13 protein-coding genes are annotated in these 14,092 nt (G+C 69.9%); 2 read left to right on the forward strand and 11 right to left on the reverse strand.

Translation table 11 applies throughout. From position 1 onward, the window contains the following. Positions 1 to 23: 23 nt before the first annotated feature. The 4 genes from HCT63_RS09730 to HCT63_RS09745 all read right to left on the reverse strand — a co-directional run bounded on the left by HCT63_RS09730 (position 24) and on the right by HCT63_RS09745 (position 2,932). Positions 24 to 881: a CoA ester lyase gene (locus tag HCT63_RS09730; protein WP_167003601.1), complete on the reverse strand. Its 858-nt coding sequence runs from the start codon at positions 879 to 881 to the stop codon at positions 24 to 26. Between the two features lie 87 nt (positions 882 to 968). Next, complete coding sequence (locus tag HCT63_RS09735) at positions 969 to 1,757, reverse strand: IclR family transcriptional regulator (protein ID WP_243842970.1); 789 nt, start codon at positions 1,755 to 1,757, stop codon at positions 969 to 971. Positions 1,758 to 1,919: 162 nt separating this feature from the next. Further along, complete coding sequence (locus HCT63_RS09740) at positions 1,920 to 2,618, reverse strand: alpha/beta fold hydrolase (RefSeq protein WP_167003605.1); 699 nt, start codon at positions 2,616 to 2,618, stop codon at positions 1,920 to 1,922. Further along, positions 2,615 to 2,932 carry an antibiotic biosynthesis monooxygenase gene (locus HCT63_RS09745; RefSeq protein ID WP_167003607.1) on the reverse strand — a complete coding sequence of 106 codons (318 nt, stop codon included), beginning with the start codon at positions 2,930 to 2,932 and terminating at the stop codon, positions 2,615 to 2,617. Before HCT63_RS09745 ends, HCT63_RS09740 begins: the two co-directional genes overlap by 4 nt. A 53-nt stretch (positions 2,933 to 2,985) precedes the next feature. Here HCT63_RS09745 and HCT63_RS09750 point away from each other — a divergent pair, with 53 nt between their 5' ends. Together HCT63_RS09750 and HCT63_RS09755 are read left to right on the forward strand one after the other, a co-directional pair. Continuing rightward, complete coding sequence (locus HCT63_RS09750) at positions 2,986 to 3,816, forward strand: hypothetical protein (RefSeq protein ID WP_167003609.1); 831 nt, start codon at positions 2,986 to 2,988, stop codon at positions 3,814 to 3,816. After that, positions 3,813 to 4,676, forward strand: coding sequence for an NAD(P)-dependent oxidoreductase (locus tag HCT63_RS09755; RefSeq protein ID WP_167003610.1), 864 nt, complete (start codon positions 3,813 to 3,815; stop codon positions 4,674 to 4,676). The genes HCT63_RS09750 and HCT63_RS09755 overlap by 4 nt, the downstream gene beginning before the upstream one ends. 135 nt (positions 4,677 to 4,811) lie before the next feature. Here the strand turns inward: HCT63_RS09755 and HCT63_RS09760 are convergent, their stop codons facing one another. The 7 genes from HCT63_RS09760 to HCT63_RS09790 form a co-directional block, all read right to left on the reverse strand. Beyond that, positions 4,812 to 5,999: an LPXTG cell wall anchor domain-containing protein gene (locus HCT63_RS09760; RefSeq protein ID WP_167003612.1), complete on the reverse strand. Its 1,188-nt coding sequence runs from the start codon at positions 5,997 to 5,999 to the stop codon at positions 4,812 to 4,814. A gap of 32 nt (positions 6,000 to 6,031) precedes the next feature. Beyond that, positions 6,032 to 6,676 (reverse strand): neocarzinostatin apoprotein domain-containing protein, encoded by a 645-nt coding sequence (locus tag HCT63_RS09765; protein WP_167003614.1) that lies wholly within the window; start codon positions 6,674 to 6,676, stop codon positions 6,032 to 6,034. Between the two features lie 53 nt (positions 6,677 to 6,729). Further along, a complete protein-coding gene (locus HCT63_RS09770) occupies positions 6,730 to 9,591 on the reverse strand; it encodes a branched-chain amino acid ABC transporter permease/ATP-binding protein (RefSeq protein WP_167003616.1) in 2,862 nt (953 codons plus the stop codon). After that, positions 9,588 to 10,364, reverse strand: a complete 777-nt coding sequence (locus tag HCT63_RS09775) for an ABC transporter ATP-binding protein (RefSeq protein ID WP_167003617.1) — start codon at positions 10,362 to 10,364, stop codon at positions 9,588 to 9,590. The genes HCT63_RS09770 and HCT63_RS09775 overlap by 4 nt, the downstream gene beginning before the upstream one ends. Beyond that, on the reverse strand, positions 10,345 to 11,664 hold the full coding sequence (locus tag HCT63_RS09780; protein WP_167003619.1) for an ABC transporter substrate-binding protein: 1,320 nt from the start codon (positions 11,662 to 11,664) through the stop codon (positions 10,345 to 10,347). Before HCT63_RS09780 ends, HCT63_RS09775 begins: the two co-directional genes overlap by 20 nt. An 89-nt stretch (positions 11,665 to 11,753) precedes the next feature. After that, the gene (locus HCT63_RS09785) at positions 11,754 to 13,046 is read right to left on the reverse strand and encodes a hypothetical protein (RefSeq protein WP_167003621.1); all 1,293 of its coding nucleotides are present in this window, start codon (positions 13,044 to 13,046) and stop codon (positions 11,754 to 11,756) included. Next, positions 13,043 to 14,065, reverse strand: a complete 1,023-nt coding sequence (locus tag HCT63_RS09790) for a DUF916 domain-containing protein (RefSeq protein ID WP_167003623.1) — start codon at positions 14,063 to 14,065, stop codon at positions 13,043 to 13,045. Before HCT63_RS09790 ends, HCT63_RS09785 begins: the two co-directional genes overlap by 4 nt. Positions 14,066 to 14,092 lie beyond the last annotated feature (27 nt).

Raw genomic sequence — 14,092 nt, forward strand, 5'->3', positions numbered from 1 at the left:
CCGAACGTGCGGGTGTCGGAAGGTCAGCGCGCCAGAGCGATGACGCTCCGCGCGCGGCGTACGACGGCTTCGTCGACCATCCGCCCGTCCGGCCCGACGACGACGCCGCGGCCCTCGGCGACGGCCTGGTCGAAGAGCGCGACGAGCGCGCGCGCCTGGCCGAGCGACTCCTCGGACGGGGTGAAGACGTCGTTGGCCACGCCGACCTGCGCAGGGTGGATGCAGGCACGCCCGACGTAGCCGCGGCGAGCGAGAGCGCGCGTCGTCTCGGCGAATCGCTCGAGGTCGCGGAAGTCGGTGGAGACCGGCGCGACCGGCGCACTGATGCCTGCGGCAGCGCTGACGAGGACGACCTGGCTGCGGATGGCCGCCCAGTCAGCGTCGTCGGTCCCTTCGCCGAATCCCAGGTCGGCGGCGAGATCAGCCTCTCCGACCTGCAGGCGTACGACCCGAGGAGCCGCGGCGATGGTGCGTGCCTCCAGGACCGCCGACGCCGACTCCAGCAGCGGGACGACACCGATCGATCCCGCATCGAGCCCTTCGCGAGCCTCCGCCTTGCCGAGCACGTCGTCGATCGCGTCCAGATCGGAGCGCGCCTCGGTCTTGGCGACCATGACGCCGCGCAGTCCAGCGGCGACGACCGCGGAGACATCGTCGAGCCCGACCGGTCCGGGGTTGACACGGACCCACACCTCGACGCCGCCGGCGTCACCGTCCAGGGCCTTCAACCACTCGGCGACCGCCGCTCGTGCCGTGTCCTTGGCCGACCACGGGACCGCATCCTCGAGATCGACGATCACCGCGTCCGCCCCCCTGCCCAGCACCTTCGCGAGCTTGTCGGGGGCGTTGCCGGGGACGTACAGGTACGAACGAGCGATCACGAGCGTGCTCCCAATCTGGAACGGCGTTTCACTGAACGCTAGCGGGACCCTCGCGACTCCGTCAACGCGAGGAGCACCGCCCTCACGTCAGCCCGTCCAGCCGAATCGGCGCGAGAGCGTCGTCGTCGTCTCGAGGAGCGCCTCGCGGCACTCGTCGAGCGTGCGGGCGAACCGTTCGGCCGGCCCACAGACGCTGACGACGGCGACCGGGAGACCGTCGTGGCCGAGCACGGGAGCGGCGACGGAAGCGGCGCCGTCCATACGCTCCCCGGACGACTGCGCCCAACCCTGGGCGCGGACGACGGCGAGATCCTCGCGCAGCGCGTCGGCGCCGACGACAGTGCTCCGGGTCAAGGCGTCGAGCGTCCCGCGTTCGAGGTAGGCGTTGACGTCCTCCTCAGGGAGGAACGCGAGGAAGGCGCGCGAGGAGGCCCCTGCATGCAGCGGGTACGGCTCACCGAGCGTCACCGCCATGATGACCTCCCGGTCGGGCGTCACCTGGTCGACGTAGATACGGGTGTGCTCCCCGAGGAGCACCGACAAGGTCGCGGTCTCGTCGGTGCGTGCCGAGAGCTCTTCGAGGTGCGGGCGAGCGGCCGCCCGTACGTCGATCCGGTCGAGGTAGGCGAGCCCCAGCCGCATCACGGCCACGCCCAACGAGTAGCGCCGGGAGTGCTCGTCGAAGGCGACGAGGTCACGGCCGCGCAACGATGCCAGGACACGGTGCACCGCGGCCTTGGAGAGCCCCAGCGCGTCGGCGATCTCGGTGACACCGAGATCGGGGCCGGGAGCCTCTGCGAACAGAAGGAGCACGTCGGCCGCGCGCTCGACGGTGGCGATGGTGGCGCTGCCGCCGTCGGCGGACTCGTCGGCCACCGGTCTGGTCCTCGGGGACACGGATTCTCCTCTACGTCAACGACGCCGGGTGGAGTGCGCATCCGCCCGCGCGGCCACCTCCGACCCAGCCCAACGAGCCCATTGTCTCGGACGAGGAGGATCGCGATCACCCGTGCTGCACCCGAAGGCCCCGAATCTCGGTCAGACGGGACGCGCCGCCGCGTTCAGGAGCAGGTCGGCGACGAGAGCCGGCGCGGTGAGCGGGGCGTCGTGGCCGGCGTCGAGCACGTCGTACGGGACGCCACGCGCGTCGAGGCGATCGCGCGTGGTCTGCGACGGATATCCCGACGGCGTGCTGGCGCAGAACGCGTACGTCACGGGAACCTTGTGGGTCTCGGCCACCGCGAGGACGTCCAAGGACGGCGCGAAGGGCGTCGGCGTCAGGCGCTGCGCCAGCCAGCCGGCGGTGACAGCGTCGAGGTCCCCGGACACCTGCGGGGCCCGCGCGGGGACGAGCGTCTCGCGCGGCGGCAGCGCGACGCCGGGCGGCGGGGGCGTGAGGTCGACGGCACGCTCGCCCGGATCGGGCACGCCCGCGTCGAGGTAGACGACATGGCGCAGGCGGTGAGGGATGCGGTCGGCGAGCGCCCTGACGACGACACCGCCCTGGCTGTGACCCACGAGGACGACGTCGTCCATGTCCTCCAGGTCGACGAGCGCGGCAAGCTCGTCGACCCAGTCGTCGAGACCGGTCACGCCCGCCGCGCCCGAGACCCGCTCCCCCGCTCCGGTCAGGCTCGGGGCGTACACGTCGTGTCCGGCGGCGATCAGGTGCGGACGGACCCGCCGCCACGACCAGCCGCCACGGAACGCGCCATGGACGAGCAGGAAGGTGGTCACCGCGGGTCCGGCTCGTCGAGCACGACCTCGAGGTACTCGCGGGGGTAGGACTCGTACGGCCGGAGGTGCTCGTACATCGCCTCGGTGTGCGCGACGTAGTCCGGGTGGCGGGTGCACTCCTCGTACGCCTCGACCGTGTCGAAGAAGCGCAGGTGGGTGAAGTGGGTGGGGTCCTCGACCCCGCGGGCCAGGCGGCGACCCCGGAAGCCGGGGTGGTCGCAGAAGAACCGTCCGAACTCCCCCGAGAGTGAGATGTAGGCCTGGGCGTGCTCCTCGCCGGGCTTGGTCCACGCCTGGCTGACGACGACGATCATGCGCGCTCCCAAGGGGTCTCGACTCGTAGATCATATATCATTATGCTTCCGTCATGACAAGCAGTGCTCAGACCAAGACCATCCCGGAGTTCCTCGCCGAGGCACCCGACGTCGACAGCCGCGAGCTGTGGCAGGCGTTCTGGGACATCCTCACCGCGGCCAAGGACAAGATCACCGCGGAGCTGCCGGTGCAGCCCCACGCCAACAGCGAGGGGCTCGCCGCCTGGAGCACCCCCGACGACTCGTACGAGGGGTCGCTCAACACCTACGCCGGGGACGCCGACAACGGCGCGGAGTGGCTCGTGCACTCGTGGATCGGCAACCGCAAGGCGTCGATCCTCGACATGAACCTCCAGGTGTGGCTCGGCCCCCACATCGACGTCCCGCACCTCATCATCGTGTTCGGGACAATCCCCAACATCTTCCACTTCAGCGACCTCGTGCCCCGCCGCGACCTCGCCACGGACGTCGACTACCTCGGGCGCTACTACGAGCCCGAGAACGCCTCCTGGCTCGCGCTGCGCGGCGACAACCGCTTCACGTGGTCGGTGAGCCACGGGACCTACATGCGGGCGTTCCTCTCCCCCGTCGGCAACTCCTACGTCGCCGACCGCACCGACGACGTGGTCGAGACCCTCCGCGAGGCCGTCGAGCAGCGCGTCGACACCTGGCTCGAGTCGGTCCGCAACGCCCAGCCCGTGCCGGTCGAGGAGCGCGCCGCGCTGCGCGAGCGCGACCACCTGCTGCGGACGTACGGCTACACCCTCGACCCGATGAACGAGCTCTCCAAGAAGTTCCTCGGGGCCGAACGCGTCGACGAGCTCGTCTCCGTACGGGCGGGCCTCGACCAGATCCGTGCGAGCCGGACGGAGGGCGACAAGTGAGGATCCTCGTCATCGGCGCCGGCCTCGTCGGCGCATCAGCGGCCACCACCCTCCGCGAGCGCGGCCATCACGTCACGGTGACCACGACCACGCCCGGACGGGTCGACGACCTGAAGGCGCGCTTCGACGACGTGGCCGTGCTGCGCGGCGCTGACCGCGACGCCGTCCACGCACGCGTAGCCGACGCGGACGCGGTCGTCGTGACTGCGGGCCCCGTCGCCGCGCACTCGATGACGCCCGAGGACCGCGCCAAGAGCTATCACGAGGTCCTCGTCGCGACTGCGGAGAGCGTCACGAGCGCCCCCGGCTCGGCCCACCTCGTCGCACTGTCAGCACTGTCGGTGTATGGCGACGCCAGCAACCACCTCGCCGCGGTCGACGAGGACTCGCCTGTGACCGACTCGGACGATCCCAGCCCGAACCGCTTCCTGGCCATGGAGGACGTCTACCGTACGGCCGCAGGTGAGCGTTCGACGATCTACCGATGCGGTGACGTCTTCGGAGCGGACGATCCACCGATCGACGAGAAGATCGCGATGGCACACAAGTTCCTCGGCGGGTCGGTGCCGTTCTGCGGCGATGCGCTCCTCTACCGGCTCGCCGTCGAAGACGCCGCCGACGCGATCGTCCACGCGGTCGAGACGCAGATCGTCGGGACGTACAACCTCACGCACCCCGATCTGCCTCCCACCAACGCCGAGCTCTTCGACACGATCAGCGCGGCACAGGACCTCCCGCCGCTGGTCTACCGTGCCGAGATCGCTGCACCGGCCGTCCCGATCTCGGTCGACCGCCTGCGCGACGCCGGATTCGTCGCCTCCCGCTCGTACGTCGCGCACCCGTTGCTCGCGACGCGGTGACAAAGACGAAGGTCCCGACGTTCTCACCCTCTGCTGGCGAGATTGTCGGGACCTTCGTCGTACAGAGCGAGCTCCCTGACGGTGACAGGTACGCAGGGAGCCCGCCGTCCATGGGGGCCGGGCGGCGTTGCCGGTTCAGCCGCTCGTCGGGGTGCTCCGGCGCGAGGGGAACCAGACGATGCCTGCGGCCCCGAGCAGGATCAGCGCGCTGGCGGCGAGGCCGATCACCGGGAGCGAGTTCGTGCCGCCGGTCTTGGGCAGGGTGTCGCCCGACGGCGTGTCGTCCCCGCCACCTCCGCCATCGTCCTCCGGCGGCTCGCTGCTGACGCCGAGCTTGGACAGCGCTCCGTTGCCGGTGCACTCCGCGCCGATCCCCGCAGACGGGAAGTTGAACATGAACGCTTTGGCCGTGACGTCGAGCTCGTCGCCGGACGCCTTGACCGAACCCTTGAGCGTCGGGACCGCGACCTCTGCCTTCGGTGCGGCATTGACCGTGCTGGTCGCCTTGAGGGTTGTCGCCGTACCCCCGACAGACAGGTCAACCGTGAAGTCCATCGAACCGTCGATCGGCACGGGCGCGATGCCGGGCAGCTTGCTCATGGTCGCCTGGAGCGTGACCGGATCGCCCGCAGCCGCGCGGTAGCCGGAGACGGACATCTTGGCGTTGTAGTCGAACTTCGAGCCGAGCGAGAGGGTGCACGCGAACTTCACGGTGCCCTCGGCGGGCTTGCCAGGGTTGCCTGCGGGCGGCGTGGTCTCTGCCGTTGTCGGCGGCGCCGTTGTCGGCGGCGCCGTCGCCGGCGGCGTCGTCGTCGGCGGCGTCGTCGGCGCACTTCCGTCACCGACAGTCAGTGTCGACAGCTTCTGCTCACCGGCACAGGGACCCGCCATCTGCAGGACCGGGAAGTCGAACTTGAACGCCTTCACGGTGACGGCGAGCTCCGCCTTGTCCGACGTCGTCACACCCTCGAGGTCAGGCAACGGGATGGGCGCCCGTGCCGCTGCTGTCACCTTGGCGCCGCCCTTGAGGACGACCTCCTTGCCGTCGACGTCGAGCGTGAGCGTGGTATCCATCTGATAGTTGTTCAGCGGCGCCGGAGACACTCCGGGCAAGTCACTCATGGTCGCGCGAAGCGTCACCGGGCCGCCCACCGAGGCTCGGTAGCCAGCGACCGAGATGTCACTGACGTACTGGAACTCGGGGAACGTCGACAGCTTGCACGTGAACGTCGTCTTGCCGGTCGCCGGCACGCCCTCGGCCGCTGCGGCCGGGCTCGACACCAGGGCGAGCGAACCGACCGTGAGCCCAAGGGCCGCGGCCACGCGCCCGACGATGCCAAGTCGACCCAGGGCCCTCATGCGCTGATCCCGTGACGCCGACGCGGGAGCACGAGCAGCACGCCCAGACCACCCATGAGCAGCACGCCCGCGCCCATCAGAAGCACGGGAAGGCTGTCGGTGCCGCCAGTCTTGGGCAGCGCGTTCGCGTCATCGCTCTCGGGAACGGTCGGAGCGGGGGTGGTCGCGGAGGTGTCGTCCGACGTCTGCGTGTTCTCCGATGCGGCGGCGCCGAACGTCAGCTTGACCGACACGGTGTTGGCGGCAACCACGTCGGCAGGACTAGACGTCGGAAGCGGGGCGGCGGCGACGACGCACGTCTCCTTGGCGCAGTCGATGGATCCGAACTTCTCGGCCAGCGTGATCGTCACGTCCGCGATGGCACCGTTGGCGTCGGCGTTGCGGAAGGTCGCACCACCCTTGAGGTTGCAGTCGGAGGGCCCCTTCTGGACCTCCTTGCACTGTCCGACGGCAATGTTCTTGAGGTTGGGCGCGAAGCCGGACGCCTTGACGGTGACCTTCTGCCCGTCCTTCAGGCCCGAGCTGGAACCCATGTCGAGCGACGGCGCTGCCGTCGCAGCGGGTGCGCCGACGAGCATCACGAGGCCGAGCGCGGCTGCAGCAGCCACCGCCCGGAAGAGAGTCGAGATCCTGGGGGTCATGGCATTCGTTCTCCGAGTCGTGGGATCGGGCGGACGGGTCGTGGGTCGGTGGGTCATGGCGTCCCCGCAGGGAACGGCGCCACGCTGGCAAGCTGAGGGCCTGACCGCGCGATTGCGGCATGGTCGGAGCCGAGATAGGAGCTGACGACGTCCGGATGTGTCCGGACCTCGTCGGGCGTGCCTTCGGCGATGAGCCGGCCGAGGTTCATGGCGACCATCCGGTCGCACAGGCGTGCAAGCAGCGGCAGGTCGTGCTCGATGATGACCATCGCCGTGCCCAGCTCGCGGCGGATGTCGAGCAAGAGGTCACCCAAGGCGTCGCACTCGTTCTGAGCGATGCCCGCCGACGGCTCGTCGAGGAGCAGGACGCGTGGCTCGAGCGCGAGCAGACACGTCAGCTCCACGACCCGCCGCGTGCCGGTGGACAGCTCAGAGATCGTGCGACCAGCGAACGGACCGAGGCCCATCCGGTCGATCAGCTCGTCGGCTCGGCGCGCCTTCATCCGATCGGGAAGCGGCGTCCCGAGCGTCGCGGCGAGCAGGCTGCTCGGTGCGGTCCGCTCCCCCGCCACCATCACGGTCTCTCGAACGGTCATGGTCGGGAACAGCGCGGCGTCCTGGAACGAGCGCACGAGTCCTTCGTTCGCGCGACGCTCGGGTGTCGCCCGCGTCATGTCGTGGCCGCCGAAGTGGACGATACCGGTGTCGGGCTTGGTGAACCCGGCGACGATCTCGAACAACGTGGTCTTGCCGGCACCGTTGGGTCCGATGACCCCCACGATCTCGCCCGGCCTGACGGCCAGGTCGACATGGTCCACCGCGACCACACCACCGAAGTGGCGACTGACGTCGTTGACGACCAGCAGCGGCGCGGCGTCGGGACCCGCCTCCATATCCTCGGTGTCGATCGCGAACAGACCGTCCAACGCCGCCGAGCGTTGCAGCGGCGAGCGTTGCGTGACGTCGGGCTCGGCGCGCGCGACCAGGGGATCGATCCCGGCTCGTCTGGCGAGCCGGTCGTACCAGCGGTCACGCATCCGCATCGCCACTCCGCCGAGTCCGTCGGGCAGCAGGACGACGACCAGCAGCCATCCGATCGCAAGCAGGGCCTGTCCGGGGATCCCGAGCGCCACCATGCCCGGAAGCCCGACGATGATCAGCGCACCGACCATCGGACCTGCGACCAGCCCCAGACCGCCGACGACGGTGAGGGCCACGACGTCGATGCTCGCGGATGCTGGGAACGAGTTGACCGTGAGCGTCGTCTGCCCGTGGCCGATGACGACGCCGCCGAGCCCGGCGAGAGCGCCCGAGACGGCGTACAGCTGGAGCTTGCGCAGCGTCCGCGGGACCGTGAAGGCTCGTGCGGCGTCCTCGTTGTCGCGCAGCGCCTGCAGGGAGCGCCCGAAGCCGCCGCGCCACAGGTTCGCCGAGACGAAGATGCCGATCGCGAGCATGAGCAGTGCAAACAGGTAGTAGTCGCGGGCGAGCTCCATCGAGTAGCCCCACCACGACGGCTTTGCCGGCGACACGCCGTCACCGAGGAAGATGTCGAGCCGCAGCACCCATGCCGTCGTGGCGAGCGCGAACGCGAGCGTCGACACGGCGAGCGCCAGCCCTTTCAGGCGCAGTGCCGGGATGCCGACGAGCGCGGAGACGAGGGCAGCAGCGAGCACGCCGCCGATCGTGCCGAGGACGAAGCTCCCCCAGCTATCGACCAGGTGCACCGACACCGCCGCGGCGATGCCCGCGTACGCGAACTGGCCGAGCGAGAGCTGGCCTGCGACGCCGGTGATGAGTCCGACGCTCAGACCGACGAGCGCAAAACCCGCGACGGTGGTGAGGACGGACGCGGTCTCGTTGCTGACGACATAAGCGAGTGCGACGGCGATCGTCGCGCAGCCTCCGACGAGGAAGTACGGCGCGAGACGAATCCCCCGCACGGTGAGGTACTCCGCGGGCACCGGCGGGGCACCGACACGTCGCCAGCCGCCCCGATCGGTGTCGGCGCGCCCGAGGGTCGGCTGGCGCAGGAGCGCGACGACAATGACGATGCCCAGCACGACGGGGACCAGCCCGCGCGTGTCTGGGTTCGACAGCAGGACCTGCTCAAGGACCCCGATGCCGATGGAAGCCACGAACGCGATGGGGATCGACGTCATGCGCGCGATCACGGCGCCGGCGAGGCCCTTGAGCAGGAGGTCGGGCCCGAGGGTGTCGATCGACTGCCCGGCCGTCGTCGGAGTCACGAGGATTGCGGACAGCGCCGCGATGCCGCCGGCGATCGCCCATGCGTACGACGCCATCCGCGGGGCGCGGATGCCCTCGAGTGCTGCAGTGTCCGCGTCGTCGGCGGCCGCGCGGATGGCCATCCCCTGGCGCATCCGGTGCAGGAACAGCGAGAGACCGACGAGGACCGCGGGTGCCAGCAGCACCATCGCGACGTGGGCGGAGGTCACCGGGAGATTGCCGATCGTGAACGACGGCAGCAGCGGCGGCATCGGGAACGTGAAGCCGCTGACCCCGTCGCTGTTGAGCAGCAGCGCCATGATGAGGATGAACTGCGAGAGGCCGAGCGTCGCGATCATCCCGATGAGACTCGGGCGGCCGGCGAGCCGACGCACCACACCGACCTCGATGCCCGCGCCCAGCAGGGCGGCGACGGCGATGGCGACCGGGAACGCGACGTAGTAGGGGGCGCCCCAGTCGACGACGAGCAGGCCGAGCACGGAGGCGCCGAACGCACCGATCGAGCCGTGCGCGAAGTTGACGAAGCGGCTCGAGCGGTAGACGAGCACGAGGCCGACGGCCAGCAGCCCGTACGTGAGTCCGGTGAAGACACCGATGAGGATCCGGTCGATACCGAGCTCGAAGCCCATCACGCCGAGCGCGAGAGTGGTGTCCGGGGCGTTCACTGGGCCACCGCCACGTGGCCGCCGAGCATGAGCTCGCGCACCCGGTCAGGGTCGGCGCTCAGCTCTGCCGCCGTCTCGGTCGCGACGATCTGACCCTTCTCCATGAAGTACGCGCGGTCGACCAGCGAGAGCGCGACGTTGACCGACTGCTCGACGAGCAGCACGGCCGTGCCGCGCGCGTTGAGGCGCCGGACGAGCTCGAGAAGTCCTCCGACGACGACCGGGGCGAGCCCGAGCGAGAACTCGTCGACGACGAGGATGCGCGGGTCCTGGACGATCGCCTTGGAGAGCGCCAGCATCTGCCGCTCACCACCGGAGAGCGTGGACGCGGGTTGATCCTGGCGGGCCCGCAACCGCGGGAACACTGCGAGCGCAGCGTCGACCGCCTCGTCGGCCCACGCCCTGTCCTCGATCGTGTAGGCGTGCATGCGGAGGTTCTCGGTGACGGTCAACGAGCTGAATGTGGCCTGACCGACGACCTGGCCGAGGCCGCGCGCGATCCGCTCGCGGGTCGGCGCGGTGGTGACGTCGACGCCGCCGATCTGAACGCTGCCCGCATCCGGCTTGAGGAGCCCCGCCAGCACCTTGAGCATCGTGCTCTTGCCGACACCGTTCGGGCCGAGGAGCGCGACCATCTCGCCCTCCTCGACGACCAGGCCAGCGTCGAAGAGCACCTGGACCTGACCGTACGAGCACTGGATCCCCTCGCACGCGAGTGCAGGAGCTCCGGGGCGCGGCGCGTACGAGGTGACGCTACGACGTCGGGAAATCAACGTCGCCCCCTTCGTAGACGAAGCAGTGGCAGTCGTTGTCGAACCGCAGCACCCGGTAGGCACCCGACGCAGCGTGACGTCCGGTTCCGGTGAAGCCCGTAGCCGGGACGAACGCCGAGCCGAGCTTCTCCACCGCGGCGCCCCACGCGGCTGCGTTGAGGTTGTCGGTGAGGTCGGTGGCACCAGCCTGAAGCAGGAGCGCGGCGTCGCAGTACGGGAGGGCGACCCGCGCTGCTTCCCGCGAGGGGAACGTGATCCCGGCCTTCGAGTAGATGTCGATGCACTTCTTCTCGGCATCGGTGCCGGGGAACGGCAGCTGCGCGTCGGCGACCTCCTGTGCGGGGGCGAAGCCGACGCCGACCATGCCCTTGAGGACCTCGGGCGGCACGGTGTCAGGGTTGTTGACGAAGAACGTCGGGTTGTCGAAGGTGGAGATCGCGTAGCGGGCCTTGAAGTTCTGCGCACTGGCGACGGTGGCGAAGATCGACGCGAGCCGGGCGCCCCCGAGGAACATCACCCGGTCGATCCCTGCGCTGCGGAAGGTCACCGCGCCCTGGTCGTTGCCTTGGAACAGGCTGCCCTGGTCAGTGGTGTCGACCCACGCGACTTCGGGCCTGACACCGGCCTCCTCGATCATCGGGAGGGCGATCTCTTCCATCGTGGCGCGGTTGATCGGGTTGTCCGCTGCCACGACGCCGACCTTCTTGCGCCCCTTGAAGAAGCCCTGATCCTTGAGGGTCGTGATGTATGCGCGGACGAACCCGTCGTACGAGGGATAGCTCGGCGACCACAGGTACGGCGAGAGCTCCTTGTAGGTGGCGTCGTCGGTGGCGACGAGCGTGGCGTCGAGCACCAAGGTCTTGCGCTGGGCGTAGCAGGGACGCGCGTTGCTCTGGAACTGGCCGGTAAGCACGACAGCGAAGGCCTGGTCGTCCTGCGTGATCTTGTTGCAGAGCTGCTCCTCGGCGGCCGGCGAGTCGGCCTGCGCGTCGTACATCCGGAAGACCGCGTCGAGCTGACGCCCGCCCACTCCCCCGTTGTCGTTGACCCACTTCTCGAGGGCCTCGACCTGCTTCTTGGGATCGCCTGCGTTGGCCGTCTTGAAGCCCGTGAGCTCCTGGACTCCGGCGAGATCGACCCCGACGAAGACGACCTTGACAGCGTCACCGGTGACACCGGGCCCGACTCCCTCGGCGGACGCCGACGTGCCGCCGTCGCCGACCACCGCGCCCGGCATCACGCTGCCACAGCCGACGAGGGCGAGCGCGAAGCAGGAAAGCGCCGCGCTCGCGCGGATCACCAACGATCGATCCGCGCTGCCTGCTGTGTCCTTCTGATGCCGCATTCGCCCTCCAGTCCGCTCACGATTGGCGGCTAGAATATACGATATTAGTTCGCCTGGGAAGATTGTTTGCCGTCTCGTCGGGTCAGCCAGGCGTCCACCGCGTCCACGTCGACGACGGCATCGGCCGAGACGGGGCCCGAGGAGTCCGAAACGCCCTCCGGCGCTTCCGTCGTGGGGTGGCGGCGACGCAGCCATGCATCGAGCGCGAGCAGGTCGACCACGGCCGCTCCCGCCCCGTTCGTGCCCGCACCCACGTCCTGGACGAGGCTCCCCTCGGCCAGAGCGGGATCGCGCAACAGCGCCTGCAGGTCCTGACTCTCGAGGCGCCCGTCGAGCTGCTTGATGAGGCGCGACTTCCCGACGGCCTTCGGGCTCACGAGGAAGCCGCCGAGCGCGTCGACATAGACGACGTCGGGGAGCCCGTACGGTCGGCTCGTCAGCGCCGCCGCCGTCTCCGCAGGCACCCGGCCGGCACGGCGCCGTCGCACGTCCCTCGCCTGTACGAGCACGCCCAGGCCGAGGAGAACGGCCGCGAAGACGGTCAGCGTCACGAGACCCCACGGGTACGCCCCCCAGGTCGTCTCGAAGGTCGTCCCAAGGTCGCCCTCGCCGATCGAGCCCACGACGTGGTAGGTGCCGAACGCCGCGAACGGGAGCTCCACGTTCATCTCGATGCGGCCGCTCTGGAGCGGCTCGATCGTCAGGTCGCGGCCCACACCGATCGACGGCTCGGTCAGCTCCGACTGGCCCACGCCGATCTTGATCGGAGGGTTCACCGCCGGGGCGGTGCCCCGGTTCTCGATCGTCACGACGAGCTTGCGGGCCGGGGCGGCGCCGAAGAAGCCCCAGAAGCCACCGCTCCCCTCGAGCCGGATGTCCTTCACGTGCAGGTTCGGCAGCGGGAGCACGGGCGTCGGCGGTGTGCCGACGGGGTGCCCGTCGATCACGATCGGCATGTCGACGGCGAGCGCCGGACCGGTGTACGAGGCGAGGCGCACGACGCACGGGCACGGCCGCGGCGGGTTGCCGACGACCATGTCGATGTCGACGTCGCCATCCACGTTCGCCACGCCGAGCACGGCGGTGGTCTGGTCGCACGCGGCCGACCCGCCGATCGCCAGGTCGCCGCACACGACGGCCTGGACCTGCGTCATCGCCGGCCAGCCGGAGCCCTTGACCTTCACCCGCTCGGCATACGCGGCGGTGCCCGGTGTGACCGTCGCCGTGAGGCCGGTGGCGGGCTCGTCCTCGGCGAGGACGGGGGTCCATGCACCACCCGACACCCCGAGCATCACGAGGAGGGAGAAGAGGATCGCCAGATTGCGCGCCGCCCTCACCGGCCGGTCGCGATCGTCAGCTTCGGTGCGGTCGCGACGGCCTCGAAGGCGCGCCGTCGTTCGGCACGTCGCCTCAGCCACCACCACGTCGAACCTGCGACGAGCAGGAGCAGGATCAGGACGAGCGGCCACGGGACGATCCACACCGTCGTCGACGCCACGTCTCGCACGCCCTCCGGCGTCGCGAGCGTGACGTCGACGGACACACGGTCGGCCCACCCGACACCGGACACGTCCGCGCGCAGCTTTGCCGTCTGCCCCGGGAGCAGGTCGACGACCGCGGCGGTCTCGACCTCGTCGAGCTCACGACCCGCGACGCCGGAGAGCCTGATCACGCTCTCCGGAGACAACCGAAGGTTGCCGGTGTTCTCGACCGTGTACGACACACTGCCCTTTCCAGATCCTGACCAGGGGAAGAACCCACGGTCGTGCTCGAGACGTACGTCGCTGACCTTCAGCGCGGGGGTCGTCGGGCCGCTCACGCGCAGATAGAGCCGGGCCGCGACCGCACGCTTAATGCCCACGTCGATGCCGCCGGACTCGGTCGTCCCCTCGACGGCACCGTTGAGCGCGACGATCCCGCCCACGTGGTCGCCCGGCGTCGCGTTCTCGGGGATCTGGACCGTGATGGGCACATCGACCTGCGTGCGGCGGGCGACCTTCACCTGTTGGACAGGGAGCTTGGTCCAGGCACCGACGTCGACCTGCGGACGCTCAAGGGTCCGAAGCGCGAAGAAGCCGCCCTGCTCGGTGTTGTAGCCGTCGGCTCCGTAGAGCGTGAAGGTGAGCGGGCGGTTGGTGTAGTTGCGGATGCGCACCTTGTCGGTGAGCGTCGTGCCGGGAGCGCCCTCGAGCACGAAGTAGCTCCGAGGCGTCGGTGACGACTCGGAGCCGGGCGTGGGAGTGACCGACCAAGCACCGTTGTCAGCGGCGTGCGCGGACGACGGCAGAAGGGCCATCGCCACGGCAAGCACGACGAAGGCGATCAGGGCGCGCACGTGGCGCATCACTCGAGTCATCGGTCGGCAACTCCTGGCCGGTGGGAC

This window comes from Mumia sp. ZJ430, assembly GCF_011751845.1.
In the GTDB taxonomy this organism is placed as follows: domain Bacteria; phylum Actinomycetota; class Actinomycetes; order Propionibacteriales; family Nocardioidaceae; genus Mumia.

Bases quoted from the DNA above. Each gene is read 5' to 3' on its own strand.
- HCT63_RS09745 (WP_167003607.1), bottom strand. From the start codon at position 2,932: ATGATCGTCGTCGTCAGCCAGGCGTGGACCAAGCCCGGCGAGGAGCAC.
- HCT63_RS09750 (WP_167003609.1), top strand. From the start codon at position 2,986: ATGACAAGCAGTGCTCAGACCAAGACCATCCCGGAGTTCCTCGCCGAG.
- HCT63_RS09765 (WP_167003614.1), bottom strand. From the start codon at position 6,676: ATGACCCCCAGGATCTCGACTCTCTTCCGGGCGGTGGCTGCTGCAGCC.
- HCT63_RS09790 (WP_167003623.1), bottom strand. From the start codon at position 14,065: ATGACTCGAGTGATGCGCCACGTGCGCGCCCTGATCGCCTTCGTCGTG.